This window comes from Paenibacillus sp. FSL R5-0475 (genome assembly GCF_038004585.1).
Classification (GTDB): Bacteria; Bacillota; Bacilli; order Paenibacillales; family Paenibacillaceae; genus Paenibacillus_AQ.
In genome coordinates this window covers 473,380-488,896 of sequence record NZ_JBBORK010000001.1, presented here as the reverse complement: position 1 = coordinate 488,896, position 15,517 = coordinate 473,380, and the positions used below count along the sequence as shown (strand labels likewise).

Here is a 15,517-nt window from a genome sequence, read left to right as displayed (position 1 = left end):
TACAAGCCCTATGATATATGATATCACTTCGGAATGTCCATGCTCTCCACTTTTCTTGTTGCAGTTTATATTTCAACATGTTATATTACAAACTGTAATATAACATGTTGAAATATAAAGGAGAGATAACCATGTCACGTCCATTAATCATGCGCTTCCTCAAGCAGCCTGCTACCATCGTCGGGATTATAACTGCACTGTTGTTCCAAGTCTTTTTCAGCTTAATCTGGATTACAGGGTATGACCATGTAACTGATCGGGTAGATCAGTTGCCCATTGCTATTGTGAATGAGGATGGTGCGAATGCTCAGCCTGTAGTCGATGGTATTACCCAGTCCCTTCAGTTCGTAACCAGACAGGACCTTCCACTAAAAGCTGCCAAGGAAGCCCTTGAGCATAGAGAAATCCGCATGATTATCAATATTCCACAAGGGTTCACCGGAGCGATTAGCAATCCTTCCGCAAAGGCTGAACTCCGGTACCTCGTAAATGAATCCAATCCGCAAATGGTTAGCAATGTTATGCAGACTGTAGCCCTTAAAGTCACGGCTGCCATGAACACTCAAAGCAGTGATACAGCACTAAACCAAACCCTTGAAGCTATGAAGCTGCCGAAGGCACAAGCAGAGATCATCAAAAGTGCGGCAAGCAGCCGAATCTCCGCAAACGTTGAAGTCATCCATCCCACAACTAATTTTGCACAAACTATGGTTCCGTTAATGATTGTTACCGCCTCCTTTACCGGAGCTATGTTACTCGCCATGAATCTCCAAAAAGCATCTTCCAATTTATCGGGTCAATTTGGTAAATGGGATCGCCTTGCAGCCCGTTTTGCCATTATGAGTGCAACGGCTGTATTAACCTCTCTAGTGGGGACTATCATGGTTAACTCGCTCGGGATCCACTCCAGCCATGGCTTTCTGCTCATGTGGCTGTTCGAGTTCACTGTGATTCTCTCCTGCATGATTCTTGCACAGTTCAGTCTGCTGCTACTCGGCGACGCTGGCGCCTGGCTAAATATCGCACTTCTCTCCATACAAATGTTGGCTTCCGGAGCAACGATTCCTCGTGATGTGCTTTCTCCTTTTTATAGCTGGATCGGTCCCTTCTCACCTGCTTACTACGCGGTAAATGGCATGCTCGACCTAGTTATCGGAGGCAATGGTGTATGGAAAGATATGTTCTATCTACTCTGCATTGGTGCAGCAATAGCTGGATTAAGTATTATCCTAACCTTCATTCGCAAGGAAACTCAGTTATCACAAGAACAAGAGCCCGTACCAGCAAATGCGTAATTATTTAGTTTGCCTCCTTGGTTATGCCTTTTCAAATTGAGAGCGAAATGCAGTTGTGATATGGTAGGAGGTGAAAGAGAGGAGCGACAATGATTCATGAATATACAAGATGTCATTCTAGGGATATTAAGTGAAAAACCTCATTCGGGTTATGAGATAAAACGGCATTTCGAGGAATACTTTTCTTTTTTCTTTGATGCCAGCTACGGCACCATCTACCCAACCCTAAGCAAGATGGAGAAGCTGGACCTAATCACCAAAGAATCCATACGGCAGGAAGGCAAACCTGACAAAAATGTATTTACCATTACCCGTGCCGGCTTGGATCAGTTCCATGCTTACTTGCAAACACCGGCTGAAAAGGAAGTTCTGCGTTCAGACTTTTTTATGCATCTGTATTTCGGAGATAAGACCGATAAAGAGAACATAGATAATCTACTTCGGCAAGCATTGATAGAAAAGCAGGCAATGTACGATGATCTTGATCAGAAATTAAAGCAACTAGATTGCAAACTGTCCCCTTACCAAAAGCTGTGTATGGAATTGGGCCTTGTGCAATATGAAGCCTTTATCAAAAAGATTCAAAGTGTGCTGGAGTCTGAATAAGGATCGTGTGGTGTGGGCAGTAGGTTTCCTATTATTCTAGGGGATTTGCTGCTTTTTTTGTTGTGCTATCATAAAAAAGAACCGGCAGCATGCACAAATCGTGCTTGCTGTACCGGTTCTTTTTTAGCAAAAATGTGTAATCTATCGACTACACTCTATCAAAGCTAGAAATCAGCTCATCGAGAACATCTTTGCTTACCATTTTACCTTTGAAATTGATGAGGTTCTCTGCGCTTCCGGAGAAGATACAAGTTGGCTCGTATTTTCTAAGAATAATTTTCTCTCCATCTACAAAAATCTCGAGCGGGTCTTTTATGTCAATTCCCATCGTTCTACGTAGTTCAATAGGAATTACGATACGTCCCAATTCATCTACTTTTCTTACTATGCCTGTCGCTTTCATCATCGTACATCCTCCCTTAAATTCACATTAATAATCATTTTTGCTAAAAGCTATGTAGGCTTCTAAGTGATAGTAATGATTACGCTATACTCTAATATTAAAGTGCTATTCATTCCCTGTCAATTTTATTTCTACAAAATATGATATTTATCGACAATTATTCGACAAAAATATGTACACTTTCGACAAAATGCTGTAAAGCGATCCAAATTATTTGTCTTGAAATTAATAAATATCCAACATTGCGATTACAAATCAGCTTGCAGAGTATCTCAATTGATACCCTCATTTACCCAATACATCAAGTCTGGAAACACTCCAACGTATATCAGAGCAAAGAAACGTTTAGTAGAATTAATACAGTCTATTTATGCTTTATGCATCTACTTTTTTCGACAATCCAGCTTTCTACTATGTACTGATTTAATATAAGTATTACATATTATTAATAGAAAGATCAAATATTGGATAAATTTAGTATAATTAATTGAATTTAATTACAAAAAAAACCGACCAGTGATCTCTGGTCGATCTATTCTATCGTTATAATGGCTTCTCCGTAACCCTGCCATTCGCATCAACAATTGCATTATAAGATAGGCTATTCATTAGCTTGATCGTCTTCTTATTATAAGAATCGTCCATGAAGTTCGGCTGTCCACCAATAATTTTGACTGGCGTAATCTTACTAGTCACCTTGGCCTCATTAATCTCAAAATTCACCAGCATCGAGTGAAGCGTCTTTTCTCCACCACGTGTTGAACGATTAAACACAAAGTTTCCAAGTGAATAATAGATCGGTTTATTTTTGTAGTATTCGATGCCCATCAGGCAATGGCTGTGTGCGCCGAGTATGATATCTGCACCACTATCAATCATCTGTTTGGCTAGCGTGCGGGCGTATTGTTCAGGGTAATCCTTAAACTCTTCATTCCAGTGAATGTACACAATCGTGTAATCATTCTCCTTAGACATCTTCTGAATAGCCGTAAGCATAGGCTGCGAGGTGTATGCTGAGGCAGCTCCCGGTTTATTGTTGCCGGCATACCAAGAAGGCCCTGAAAGCACTCGACTTACACCTAAGATAGCGATCTTCTTCCCCTTTACCGTCCTTGTATACGGTTTGAACGCTTCCTCTACATCTTTGCCAGCTCCTGTATGGCCAATCTTGTTTCGATCCAGATGCGCCAGTGTGTCGAGCATAGCGTCTGTTCCGAAATCTAAAATGTGATTATTAGCCAAAGATACGCCGTCAATCCCAGCATAGGTTAAGCCACTGAGCACTGCTGGTTTGGACCTAAAGGCAAAGGTTTTCTCTGCTGCCTTCCCTCGAATAGACACTGGCGTTTCCAGATTCGCGAAGGCGATATCTGCCTTTTGCAAGGTAGGTGCGACTTTCACAAACGGAAAGTTCACTCCGTATTTCGCGATCTGATCACCCACAAAACCGTCCAAGAGAATATCACCAGCAAAAGCAAGTCTGATAGGTTCTGAAGATGGCGAAGCTGCACTAGATGCAATCGTCGAAGGGAGAATCAGTGATAATAGAAGTGTAGTAAGTAGCATGCTGCGCAGTACATTCGACCCTAATCTCAAAAAATACAGCCTCCTATCCTCGTTATGGAATCTATATTAGCTATTATTCTAGCTTACTGGAAATAGATTACTAATTTAAGGGTAAGAAGACCTGTTATGCCTTTGATTTTTTCAAAACAGCCCGGAAGCATTGTAACCCACCCCACAAATCTGTGGACACAGCATCTGCAGGCAACTCAAAATCCGTCTCCCCCCAATATTGAAAACCAGCCTGCAGCAGCAAATCATTCATAAGATTTAAGTTTACTGTTGGGTAATCAAACGTTAGCACGAGTAGCCCCTCTTCATTCAACGTTCGGTGAAATTCCCGTAAAGTGCCGACCGTATCCTCTAAGGTCAAATGCTCCAGCACTGATATGCAAAAAATAGTGTCAAAGCTCTCATCCTCATATGGAAGAGCCGCAAGATTGGCCTGAGCAAGATGCAAGTTGTTCGTTCTTCTAGCTATAACCTGCTTTGCCGCTTTTTCCCCGATCTCATCAGTAATCGCATCTAGGATGTCCTCCCGGTAAATAACCCTGCTGTCCATATCGCAAGCATAAACCTCTGCACATACCCCAGCTAAATAAAATTTCAAGGGATGAGGAATTCCACAAGCAGCATCCAGCACCACACCATGTGGAGAAATAAAGTTAATACACCACTCATATTCAAAGGGACGGCTCCACCAGGATTCTGGCAAATCATAAATTAACTTCTCACGGCTTGCATCTGAGTTTACAAAAAAACGCGAGACAAAGGGATGTGTTGGCATGGCCAGGACTCCTTTTTAACGGAATTTAAGGTAGTGAGAGTATATTCATGATTTGCTGATTCATTCCATAACCTTACATTGAGCGAGACAAACCCAAAAAAAACGGCTGCTCCCATAGGAACAGACCGTCTTTAAATATTAACCGTACAAATCTTATGAGTAAAAGGATAGAGGCTTGGCCTCAACTCCATGTTTCTCGATCAAATGATCTAGTAAAGCAGACCATTCCGCATCGACTGTGCATTGATCAGGATGAGCCTCGAACCAAGCAACCGACTGCTTTATCCCTTCAGAGAAAGGAATGTCAGCCTGGAAGTCAGGCACGAGACGTTTGATTTTACGATTGTCAAAAACACTGCTGACCGCTTGATCGCCGATCAAGCCATCTGCTGTCCCTGGAGGGGAGAAGGCTGTGATAAAGTCTGTAGAGATATGAACCACTTTCGGCTCCACACCTGCTGCTTGCCCAATGGCCGCATAGATCTGATTCCAGTTCAACACCTCATCGGAAGTAATATGAATGGCCTCCCCAATCGCGTCCGGATGCCCAAGCAATCCGACGAACCCTTTGGCAAAATCTGAGTTATGCGTCAGTGTCCACAAAGATGTTCCATCTCCATGGATGACTAAGGGCAAGCCACGACGGATACGATCAATCAAGGACCAAGGATGCTGTCCGCTCGTGAGTGCCGCAGGGATGGCTGTATTTCCGTAAGTATGGGAAGGACGAACAATCGTAACCGGGAATCCGCTGTTGTTGTGTGCTTCCATCAATAGCTGCTCACAAGCAATTTTATTTCTCGAGTATTCCCAATAAGGATTCTCCAGAGGTGTCTCTTCTGTGATTATATAATTACGCTGTGGCTTCTGATAAGCCGAGGCCGAGCTGATAAAAATGTACTGCTTCGTTTTACCTGTAAACAGGTCAATATCTGTCTGCACATGTTCCGGTGTAAAAGCAATCCAGTCTACCACTACGTCAAATTCATAATCTCGCAATACTTCGGCAGCCTCCGCCGGATTACGAATGTCACCTTGAATCACCTTCGCCCCATCCGGAACGAATTCGCCTCTTTGTCCTCTGTTGAACAAATACAGCTCTATTCCTTGTTCTACGGCGAGCGGGGATACAGCCTGGCTAATCAGTCCCGTACCTCCGATAAATAATACCTTCATTTCACACGCTCCTTATAGAGGATGTTCAAAAACCGTACTTTTTGAACTCTCATTTATAGTAAAAGTAAACCTGGCTCGTCATTTATTCATTAACGTAATCTCGCCATAAGTGCTTTGGCTGCCAATTCAGCAGCTTCTTCGCCTTCGCATTGCTGAGTAACGACTCATGGCCTTCCAGCGGCTGGCGGAAATCCGTCACCTCTGGATAACGTGCGGCCATTAACTCTCTGCTAGGAACAGCCATACTGGTCTCATCTGCGCATATATTAAGAGCAACTGCGCCCAATCCGTCCGTTTCAATCGCCAATTGGCAAGCTGTCGCTACATCCCGTGTATCAATATAACTCCACAGAATCCGATCACGCTGCGCGGGATCATGAATGAAGGAAGGGAAACGTTCATACGTCGATGGGTCAATGACATTTCCGATTCTTAGGGAAACGACTTGTATACCCGTTCTGCGCTGGAACATCTCTGCTGTCTTTTCATTCACAACTTTAGATAGACCGTAGCTGTCTTCAGGAAGTTGTGGATGATCTTCATCCATCGGTACATACTGGGGTCCCAACGGGTTAACCGCAAAACAGATGCCATAAGAGGATTCACTGGAAGCAATAACTGCTTTGCGAATGCCTAGTCCAGCAGCAGCCTCCAGAATGTTATAGGTGGATACTACATTATTTTGAAAGGTGACTTCACTCGTCTTTATATTTGCGGCCGGGATCGCAGCCAGATGCACAACTGCATCAGCGCCTGCAAGTACGCCGTACACTTCACCTAAATTATTCAAATCAGCAATGATCGTTTGGCACAAGGAATCTGGAGATTTTTGCGTATCCACATTCACAACCTCATACCCTTGCTCAACAAAATGCCGGACCACCCATCTGCCGAGCATCCCGCTTCCGCCAGTAACAACTACTTTCGCCATGATCATATCTCCTTTTTTATGAATCTATCTCTAGTTAAGAATCTCTTCAATTTCCTTCAAAATATCCTCGGAAAGCTCTATTCCTGAAGCCTTAACATTCTCTTCGACCTGCTGCGGACGACTGGCACCCACTAGTGCACTTGCTACATTAGGCTGACGCAGAATCCAAGCCAAAGCCAGATTTCCCACAGAAATATTCAACTCCGCAGCTACCCCGCTCAGTTGGCGAACCTTTTCAATCTTCTCTTCTGTAATCGCCTTTTTCAACCGATCCAGCTTAGCCGCACGGCTATCTTCAGGGATGTCCGCGTTATACTTACCAGTTAACAGCCCTTGAGCCAGTGGAGAAAAAACAACCTGTCCAATGCCACGTCGCTCGCCGAGCGGAATAATTTCTTTCTCAATATAACGTTCGAACATATTATAAATCGGTTGGTTAACCACGATATGATCCAGTAAATAGCGGTCTGCTACAGCTAGCGCATCTGTCATTTGCGCCGCAGTCCACTCACTTACACCGACATAATATACCTTGCCTTGACGAACCAGATCATCCAGCGCACGTAAGGTCTCCTCAATTGGAGTTTCCGTATCGAAACGATGGCAATACATAATATCCACGTATTCTACACCGAGACGCTGCAAGCTTGCGTGACATTGTTCCGTAATATGCTTGCGGGATAGACCACGATCGTTAGGCCCCGTCCCCATTTCGCCAAATACTTTAGTGGCCAGCACATAGGATTCTCTCGGATAGTTCCGCAAGGTCTCGCCTAGCACTTTCTCAGCAGCACCCTTTTCGTAAACATTTGCTGTATCAAAAAAATTCACGCCTAGGTCGTAAGCGGTTTCAATGGCATTAACAGCATTATCTCTTTCTACATATCCTCCGTATGTCAGCCAGCTTCCCAGACTAATCTCGCTAACTTTTAGGCCTGTTCCACCTAATCTACGATATTTCATAATAACTGCTCCTTTCCATAGTTCCGTGTTATGATTTCGGCAGGTTGCCTAACGTACATATTCATTCTAGAATAGTTTGTATATAATAGGAAGAAGTGAAATTTAGTTTACTATATGATCTCTAGAGTAGTTACTATACAAGAGTATAGTGGCACCAAAACAGGAGGAGATTCCTTGACAACAGCTAAATCTAGCAATAATTATATCCCTAAAACCCCACTTACTATTGAATGTAATGTAGAAAAAACACTTGAGGTATTGGGTGGAAAATGGGCTTTTCTCGTACTAAGGGAGTTATTCGACGGTACCCAACGCTTTGGAGCGCTTCAGCGAAAAATCACTAATGTCAGCCCTCGTGCTTTGACTAGTACTCTACGCCATTTAGAGGAACACGGTGTACTAGAACGCCATGTGTTTCCTACCGTACCGGTAACAGTGGAATATTCTTTAACTCCAAAAGGTGAGGATTTGCATCAAATTTTGAAGGAAATGAAGCTGTGGTCGGCCAAATGGACGTAGCATAAATGGTAGGTTGTGATATGATCAAAATAGCCCCGGGATCATCGTTCCCGGGGCTTCTTTTTTACTATACGATCTAGTATTTATCCACAACCGCGCCAAGTACTGCCGTATTTACATACGGTTTTCCTCTAAGGCTTTGCAGCTCCTTAGCAGTGCCTGTAACAACAACTCCCAATAGCTGTACGTCACTGGCATCCGGTGCCGCTTTATCCTTTTTCAAATAGTTCGAGATTCGCTCAAATTCTCCGTAATACTTGCCCTCTTTCTGAAGCCCATATGCTAGTGATTGTAAAAAATCCTCTGGTTTCGGTTTAAATAAGCCTTCCCAATTGACACCGTAACCGTATACTTGTCTCGCTGATTCCGGTAATGCATATTTATTCGGGCTGCTATCATTCGTAATAAACTCAAGCTTCTTTTTATTGTCATACGTATCTACCCAATACCACTTCTGTGTCAGCTCTGTTGGCAGCATCTTCTCTACTTCTGCTTGTGTATAGCTTTTATCAAACGAAACTGCCATTTCTACCAGCTTACCAGGTTCCATTTGTTCAAGTGCAGGTAGGTCATTCAACACCTTACCGTTATAATTCACCCCAGGTACATAGAACATCATTTCCCGCTGTCCATTTTGACTGTTATATCCTCGGTAATATTCATAATTTTGGCTTGTCATTATTGGATCAGGAACATTAATACTAGAGTATCCCCTGTAAAGTAGAGAAAAACGGCTGCTCATACTGAATTCCAGCTTTTTAGTATCCCACACGACAGGTACACCCTCAACAACCTTGTACGTACTCAGTTCAACATTGCCCGATAAAAAGCCTAAATCCAGCTCAGTTCTCAGCTCATGAAGATTAGGACTGCTAATTTCCATCATAATCCTCTCCTCATCCAGCCCACGCATCGCTAACCAGCTGGTCAGTTGAGAGATACCCAGCATGCCACCGAACAATACTATAATGGTCACGATCAGAGAAATGACCGTATTACGGATCATTGTTTTTCGTTTTGCTTTCTTAATTATTTTCGAAAGGTTTTGATCATCCTTTTGTTCCCATGGAGCCGTCATTCCGCTTCACCTCTGTATTTTTTTTGAAATTGCTTGCGGGCACGAAACAATGCCGATTTGACCGTATCCGTTGTGATCCCAAGGAGCTCAGCTATCTCCTGATAGGACAGCTCCAGCTCGTACTTCATAATAATGAGCTGTTTGTGGAGAGGAAGAAGCTCATCTAGTACACGTTCGATGTCCTCTCGTTTCTCTTTTAACAGCACATGATCCTCCGGCAGTTCCATATCAGGCACATCCACATAATCAATAGGAATGACTATCCGCTTGCTGCGGCGGCACAGATCGTAGTAGCGATTGATCGCTACTTTATATAGCCATGCACTGAATTTGTTCTCATCAATGGAATCGATATACAAAAGCGCCTTATACACCGTATCCTGTACGATATCTTCAGCATCGGCTGCAGGTGCCCCGAGACGAATCAAGTATTTTTGAATTTCTAACATTTTCGGTTGAAGTATCTGATGTAGCTGCCCGGGCTTCATCCTGCACCTCCCTTCGTATGTATAACGGTTAAGTTCTCGAAATGTTAGCCGATAGTAGAAAAAACTTATAAAAGAAAAGCTACAAAAAGAAAATCCCCTTATCGCTAACAGTATATAGATACCGTATAGCGTAAAGGGGTGCTTTTTAAAAAATATTATTTATTCACTTATAGAAGATTCATTGATACTAGTAACATACGCCTTTTGAAATACCAAGTCCGTATCAAATTTTAGGCCAGATATGCAGCTACACGTTCTTTAAACTCTGATGAAGGAACCATGCCCAGCTCCGAACGATAAGCAATCTCGAATTTCTCATAGAGCCGTGCAATCTTTTCTTTATTTCCAAGTTTGGCATAAATATCAATCATTTGCTGGTTCATTTCTTCATGCAGCGGATATAAGCTTATGAACTTTTCTAATCGTTGCTCCGCTTTATGCCAGTCCTGAGTAGCACAATCACTGTCCACTAGCAATCGAGTCCAGGTTGTAAAATACTTGCAGTAAGCTTCCTCCAGCGAAATCTTCCATAGATAAGGCTTCCCATCCAGCAGGGGCCCCTGATATAAGAAACAAAGCCGCTCCATTTGAGTAGTGTTTTGTTTCCCTTCAGCCATTTCTAAATGAAACCTTTGATAATCAAGAGCATCATAACTTTCATTTCCGGTCTCCAGCATATAACCATCATTCATTTTACGGATTTCCATGCCGAAGCCCTTTTCTTTTAGCATTTTTTTCAAAAGGTAAATCGTATTATACAGGTTAGATGCCCCTCTCTCATCCTGCATATCTGGCCATAACAAATCAATTATTCTCCATTTACTGATATAACGACCTGCATTACATAGGAAATACGCGAATAATTCCTCTGCTCTGCGCGTTCGAAAATGAATGGGCTTGCCTTCTGAATCACAAACTTCAAATCCGCCAAAACAACGGATCATAGGCCTCGTTTTCTTTGGCTCTAGGATCACCGCAGGTCTCATTCGTTTAATAAGTCGTTCAGTGACCCTGTTGATCGCTTCGGGTGTTATTGGCTTAAGTATATAATCTAGTGCACTAACCTCGAATGCTTCCAGTGCATAATTCTTGTAGGCCGTTGTAAATACAATTTCCGGTTGATTCATCAGCTTCTGAATTCTGCTTGCCAGCTCAATACCATTCATCTTTGGCATTTCAACATCTATAAACACGACATCCGGTTGTAAATCAGGTATGCATTCCAGTGCCTCTAATGGATTTGAGAAGGCCCCGCTAATGGTATAATCTGGATTACGACCGATCAGTACCTTCATCAAATTCAAAATTGGCTTCTCATCTTCAACAATCACTACACGAATCATCGTGTTTCTCCCTCCATGCCCCCAAGGCTTGCTGGTAAATACATTGTTACTTTGGTCCCAAACCCAAGGTCGGAATGAATGGTTAGGGTAGCTCCGGGTATAGCGCCTAGACGCTTTCGAATATTATGGATTCCAATACTGCCATCCAGCTGCTCGTCTCCAGTTAATTGATATAGCAAGTCATCTGGCATACCCACACCATCATCTTCGATGATAACTTTCATATAGTTACTACCTGCTTGAACCGTGAGCGAAACTCTGCCCTGACCCTCTTTTTCAAACAATCCATGTCTGATCGCATTTTCAACAAATGGCTGAATACATAAGGAAGGGATTTCAACAGAACGCAGACCCTCATCCATAAAAAAAATAAAATCAAACCGTTCTCCAAAACGCGCTTTTTCGATCTCCACGTAGGCTTGAATCAGCTCTAACTCCCGGTGCAAAGGAACAACTAAAGTGGAACGGTCCATATCGAGAATATAACGGATGTATTGACTTAACATGGATAACAAATAGGCGGCTTTCTCTCCATCTGTATAACAGAAAGAGATCACACTGCTCAGTGCGTTATACAGAAAATGCGGTTTGATTTGCGCTTGATGAAAGGCATACTCATTTCGTATCGCTTCTTGTATCGATGTCTTCATTGCAATCAGCGTTTGAATTCTCGCAATCAGCGTTTCTCCATCAAATGGCTTAGTTATATAATCATTCGCCCCAGCCCTGAAGCCAAGCGCAATATCTGTTGGCGCGTCTTTTACTGTAGCAAACAAAATAGGTAAATCCAGAATGGAGTAACGCACCCGCAACGTTCGGCACAACTCAATTCCTGAAATCCCCGGCATCATGACATCTAATATAACTAGGTCCATATTAGGGTACTGCTCCATTTTGTCCATTGCTTCATTCGCTGAAAACGCCGTAATTACATTGTAATGATGCCGTCTTAAAATATTCAACAGAATATGAATGTTAGAGGCCTCATCATCCACAATTAGGATCGTATATCCACTCTGATCCACTATATCAAGCGATGTCTGCTCAAAATGCGCGTGCTGCCCCACCCCTGTAGCTGCTACTTCGCGGTAGCCTGGGATCCGCTCGATTTTGGGCAAGGTGAAAATCATTCGAGTGCCTTGACCAACCTCAGACCAATCCACCCGAATCTCACCGCCCATCCGCTCAATTAGCTTTCTGCTAATATACAGACCCACACCCATTCCTGTGTAACCATCTTGCGGAAGTGGTTTATCGACTTGTTCAAAATATTCAAATATGGCGGTATGCATATCAGGGGATATCCCAGTTCCTGAATCTTCCACCGTAACAGATACTGTATTCCCCTCTACATAAGATTTTATGGTAATAAATCCTTTATCTGTATGTTTGATCGCATTATGAACTAAATTGTACATGACTTGTCTTAATCGACTATCATCCGCAAGCACCCACACATCGGGTTCCACCTGATTATCTAATCGCACAGATTTCCCTGCGAGCTCAAACTGCAACACATCAAATACAATTTGTGAAGCCACCCTTAGATCAACCACTGTCTGCTGTAGTCGTAATTCTCCATGCTTCAAAAGACTAACATCAATCAAATCCTGAATGAGCATAGACAGTTTTGTAGAAGTGTCCTTAATTAACCAAAGATTCTGTTTCTGTAATGGATACAGATTATCTTCGCCATCTTCTAATAAAAAGGATGTCATATTCATAATGCCATGCAGCGGAGTTTTGATCTCATGAGAAGTGTTCATCAGAAATTCATCTTTAAGCTGGTTCGAGATTAGCAACTGACGGGACAGCATTTCCGTCTTATCATAAGTATTTGAGAATCGTACAGCTAACATAATATTGAAGAAAACAATAAAACCAATGACTCCGCATTTACCCACCAAATCGGTCTGCAGAACATTTTCAGAGTAAAGACTTACATCAAAGAAAAATATCAGGAGCGAAATCGCACCGCCAATGAACAAAAACAGTTCTTTTCGATCCGTCGTCTGGCTCTGGCTGCGAACATATAAATAGATCATTCTGACTATGATTACCACCATAACGATTCCAAGATAGGTTACAAATAGATACTTCATACGAATGTGTACACCATACGGGAGCACCAAAACCGATACAAGATATAGGACAAATGGAGACAACACAATCTTCATCCTCTTACTTGACATCAACCGGGACTCGACCGAGCAGTAAAACATAATAATGATAATCGAACCGACAAACTGGCTTATTTCCAATAGCTTGTAAGTTGATTCAAAAGGGAAATGGGGTAATAACTGTTGAAATATCTTCTCTCCATATAGAGAATTGTTCAAAGAAAGAATAAGCAAATATAAACCGCTGAGCAAATAGGCCTTTTCTCTACGCCCAACGAAATAGAAGCTGAGATGATATGCTCCAAACATCCCCAGGATCAATATAATTCCAATGTCAGTACCCGTCTGAATACTGTTCAGTTTTGTAATATCCGTGTGCACGCCCAGTGGGATTGAATTCACGATCCCCCCAGTAATAAAGTTGAAGTTAGACACTTGAATTACAATTTCTATCTCTTGGGTATTAGACTGAAAAAATACCGTATACGGAGTATTCCCTGGCTTAAATGACTCACTTTCTGTTGAAGGAACCCCGTCCTCTCCTTCCTGCTTCCCATTGATAAATAACTTTTGAGACATACGGATACTTCTTATTTTCAAACCAAGAATCTCATCCGAATCTTTGACCAGCACTTTAAGTCGATAGGTGCCAGCCCCTTTACGGTCCATTCCATCTTCTATGATCTTGCCTTTCCATGTGCCTGGGACAGATAGATATGTAGATTTCTTATCTATACTTTGCTGAATCTCAGAAGGACTCAGTAATTTATTTTCATAAAACTCCCATTCTCCGTCTAGATCAACTAATCCCTGTTTCTCAAAGTCCCATCTCGACAAATCCAGTACGCCCTGCTTGGCCACCGGGGTATCTTGGTCCTGAATCGTTGGGGAAATAATACTTACTAATAGGGAAAAGGCAAGGATAAAAAACAACCCCATCCCAACTATTCCACGATATTTCATCGTCCTCAACCTTCAGGCTCCTCTCACCAGCGAGTAATTCTACCATTCTACCCCGCTGCTCTCACAAAAATCTCTCAAAGTCCCGCCACTCTAATTGTTTACTGACGTTACTCAGTATAATCGGCACTTAGGTAGGCGTCTATCTACATTTCAAGCCTTTAATCGACGTTCAAACGCCTTTGGAAGGAGTAGCGTAGCAATCACACCTATAACTATCACCGAAACGATGGATACGGTCAGATGCAATATCGGTATACCAAAAATATTATAAGATACATATTTTTCGATTAAGGATGTGCTCATGATTACGCCTGATGGCAAAAAATCTATCCAATCACCAACAACACCTGGCAGTGAGAAATAAGGCAACATGACTAAACATGCCGCTAGTCCAAGAGTACTTAGACTGCTCCGAAACAAAGCGGAGATCAGCGCAGTCAATAATAAAAGGCCACATGCTGCTAGCAAGGTTACGGCATATTTTAAGAGCATGCCCTGAAGCTGGGTTAAGTCATATGGGCTTTCTACAAAGTAACTATTCAAGGGCGCATTCCAACCCACGAAACCAAATGGCAAACAAGAAAATAATACACATACACCGTAAAAAAGTGTCACAAAGCCACCGGTTACTATAAATCCCGCTAACAATTTTGCAGTAACAATCTTCAATCTTCCATATTTACTGGATAGAATAAGTGAATCCATTCTGTAATTTGCCTCACCCGAATATAGTGGTGCCAAAGCGAAGACTAGAATCAGACCTATCAGCATGTTGCCTACACCCGGGATTGAAAAAAATCTGTACAGAGATCCCCAGTCATTTGTCACATAAAATCCGGGCGGCCGAATTCCTTCCAGCATTGAAAGTCTTTTCGTAACATCTTTTAATACATATGACCCTTGATCCTGCCTCTCCAGCAGAGCTTTCTGCCCTCTTAAATCGTTCAAATTTTTATTGAATAGATCCAGACTATAAGCCGAAGCTGCATAACGCTGCTCCAGAATTCGAGTCATTTTTTGCTCTTTAGATCCCACGCTATCCTCGGCATATTCTTCTTTAAGCCTTGGTGCGTATTTAAGAGCTAACTCTGGTTGAATTGGTCCCGTATGTGCAGCGATAACTTCGGGTTTTTCCTTATTTACAACCAACAGACTATTTGTACCGGATGGATAGAAGCTGATAAAATAGAAAATTGCAATCGCCAAACCTCCTGCTATGGAAATCCAGACTCTAGGAATCATGATTTTACGGAACTCAAATATAATCAGACGTCTCATGCGA

At 42.4% G+C, this 15,517-nt stretch carries 14 protein-coding genes; 3 read left to right on the top strand and 11 right to left on the bottom strand.

What is annotated here, in order from left to right:
• The first annotated feature begins 131 nt into the window (after positions 1–131).
• Together MKX41_RS01940 and MKX41_RS01935 are read left to right on the top strand one after the other, a co-directional pair.
• Positions 132–1,295 (top strand): YhgE/Pip domain-containing protein, encoded by a 1,164-nt coding sequence (locus tag MKX41_RS01940; protein WP_076283334.1) that lies wholly within the window; start codon positions 132–134, stop codon positions 1,293–1,295.
• 96 nt (positions 1,296–1,391) lie between these two features.
• On the top strand, positions 1,392–1,901 hold the full coding sequence (locus tag MKX41_RS01935; RefSeq protein ID WP_042186461.1) for a PadR family transcriptional regulator: 510 nt from the start codon (positions 1,392–1,394) through the stop codon (positions 1,899–1,901).
• Between the two features lie 148 nt (positions 1,902–2,049).
• Here the strand turns inward: MKX41_RS01935 and MKX41_RS01930 are convergent, their stop codons facing one another.
• The 6 genes from MKX41_RS01930 to MKX41_RS01905 all read right to left on the bottom strand — a co-directional run bounded on the left by MKX41_RS01930 (position 2,050) and on the right by MKX41_RS01905 (position 7,724).
• Positions 2,050–2,307, bottom strand: a complete 258-nt coding sequence (locus MKX41_RS01930; RefSeq protein WP_042125931.1) for an AbrB/MazE/SpoVT family DNA-binding domain-containing protein — start codon at positions 2,305–2,307, stop codon at positions 2,050–2,052.
• Positions 2,308–2,847: 540 nt separating this feature from the next.
• On the bottom strand, positions 2,848–3,870 hold the full coding sequence (locus tag MKX41_RS01925) for a CapA family protein (protein ID WP_445671338.1): 1,023 nt from the start codon (positions 3,868–3,870) through the stop codon (positions 2,848–2,850).
• Between the two features lie 124 nt (positions 3,871–3,994).
• Positions 3,995–4,654, bottom strand: coding sequence for a class I SAM-dependent methyltransferase (locus MKX41_RS01920; RefSeq protein WP_076283335.1), 660 nt, complete (start codon positions 4,652–4,654; stop codon positions 3,995–3,997).
• A 153-nt stretch (positions 4,655–4,807) separates the two neighbouring features.
• A complete protein-coding gene (locus MKX41_RS01915) occupies positions 4,808–5,830 on the bottom strand; it encodes an SDR family oxidoreductase (RefSeq protein WP_340968379.1) in 1,023 nt (340 codons plus the stop codon).
• A gap of 82 nt (positions 5,831–5,912) precedes the next feature.
• Complete coding sequence (locus tag MKX41_RS01910) at positions 5,913–6,761, bottom strand: NAD-dependent epimerase/dehydratase family protein (protein ID WP_076283337.1); 849 nt, start codon at positions 6,759–6,761, stop codon at positions 5,913–5,915.
• A 30-nt stretch (positions 6,762–6,791) separates the two neighbouring features.
• Positions 6,792–7,724, bottom strand: coding sequence for an aldo/keto reductase family protein (locus MKX41_RS01905; RefSeq protein WP_340968377.1), 933 nt, complete (start codon positions 7,722–7,724; stop codon positions 6,792–6,794).
• Positions 7,725–7,898: 174 nt separating this feature from the next.
• Here MKX41_RS01905 and MKX41_RS01900 point away from each other — a divergent pair, with 174 nt between their 5' ends.
• On the top strand, positions 7,899–8,243 hold the full coding sequence (locus MKX41_RS01900; protein ID WP_042186450.1) for a winged helix-turn-helix transcriptional regulator: 345 nt from the start codon (positions 7,899–7,901) through the stop codon (positions 8,241–8,243).
• Between the two features lie 76 nt (positions 8,244–8,319).
• Here MKX41_RS01900 and MKX41_RS01895 read toward each other — a convergent pair whose 3' ends face one another.
• The 5 genes from MKX41_RS01895 to MKX41_RS01875 form a co-directional block, all read right to left on the bottom strand.
• Complete coding sequence (locus MKX41_RS01895; protein WP_340968376.1) at positions 8,320–9,321, bottom strand: anti-sigma factor; 1,002 nt, start codon at positions 9,319–9,321, stop codon at positions 8,320–8,322.
• On the bottom strand, positions 9,318–9,809 hold the full coding sequence (locus MKX41_RS01890) for an RNA polymerase sigma factor (protein ID WP_042186445.1): 492 nt from the start codon (positions 9,807–9,809) through the stop codon (positions 9,318–9,320). The genes MKX41_RS01895 and MKX41_RS01890 overlap by 4 nt, the downstream gene beginning before the upstream one ends.
• A gap of 230 nt (positions 9,810–10,039) precedes the next feature.
• Positions 10,040–11,152, bottom strand: a complete 1,113-nt coding sequence (locus tag MKX41_RS01885) for a response regulator (RefSeq protein WP_340968372.1) — start codon at positions 11,150–11,152, stop codon at positions 10,040–10,042.
• Positions 11,149–14,235 carry a sensor histidine kinase gene (locus tag MKX41_RS01880; RefSeq protein WP_340974793.1) on the bottom strand — a complete coding sequence of 1,029 codons (3,087 nt, stop codon included), beginning with the start codon at positions 14,233–14,235 and terminating at the stop codon, positions 11,149–11,151. Before MKX41_RS01880 ends, MKX41_RS01885 begins: the two co-directional genes overlap by 4 nt.
• Positions 14,236–14,385: 150 nt before the next feature.
• Complete coding sequence (locus tag MKX41_RS01875; RefSeq protein ID WP_076283344.1) at positions 14,386–15,513, bottom strand: hypothetical protein; 1,128 nt, start codon at positions 15,511–15,513, stop codon at positions 14,386–14,388.
• Positions 15,514–15,517 lie beyond the last annotated feature (4 nt).

Coding starts and splice junctions, on each gene's coding strand:
- MKX41_RS01940 (WP_076283334.1), top strand. CDS start 132: ATGTCACGTCCATTAATCATGCGCTTCCTCAAGCAGCCTGCTACCATC.
- MKX41_RS01935 (WP_042186461.1), top strand. CDS start 1,392: ATGAATATACAAGATGTCATTCTAGGGATATTAAGTGAAAAACCTCAT.
- MKX41_RS01930 (WP_042125931.1), bottom strand. CDS start 2,307: ATGATGAAAGCGACAGGCATAGTAAGAAAAGTAGATGAATTGGGACGT.
- MKX41_RS01925 (WP_445671338.1), bottom strand. CDS start 3,870: ATGCTACTTACTACACTTCTATTATCACTGATTCTCCCTTCGACGATT.
- MKX41_RS01920 (WP_076283335.1), bottom strand. CDS start 4,654: ATGCCAACACATCCCTTTGTCTCGCGTTTTTTTGTAAACTCAGATGCA.
- MKX41_RS01915 (WP_340968379.1), bottom strand. CDS start 5,830: ATGAAGGTATTATTTATCGGAGGTACGGGACTGATTAGCCAGGCTGTA.
- MKX41_RS01910 (WP_076283337.1), bottom strand. CDS start 6,761: ATGGCGAAAGTAGTTGTTACTGGCGGAAGCGGGATGCTCGGCAGATGG.
- MKX41_RS01905 (WP_340968377.1), bottom strand. CDS start 7,724: ATGAAATATCGTAGATTAGGTGGAACAGGCCTAAAAGTTAGCGAGATT.
- MKX41_RS01895 (WP_340968376.1), bottom strand. CDS start 9,321: ATGACGGCTCCATGGGAACAAAAGGATGATCAAAACCTTTCGAAAATA.
- MKX41_RS01890 (WP_042186445.1), bottom strand. CDS start 9,809: ATGAAGCCCGGGCAGCTACATCAGATACTTCAACCGAAAATGTTAGAA.
- MKX41_RS01885 (WP_340968372.1), bottom strand. CDS start 11,152: ATGATTCGTGTAGTGATTGTTGAAGATGAGAAGCCAATTTTGAATTTG.
- MKX41_RS01880 (WP_340974793.1), bottom strand. CDS start 14,235: ATGAAATATCGTGGAATAGTTGGGATGGGGTTGTTTTTTATCCTTGCC.
- MKX41_RS01875 (WP_076283344.1), bottom strand. CDS start 15,513: ATGAGACGTCTGATTATATTTGAGTTCCGTAAAATCATGATTCCTAGA.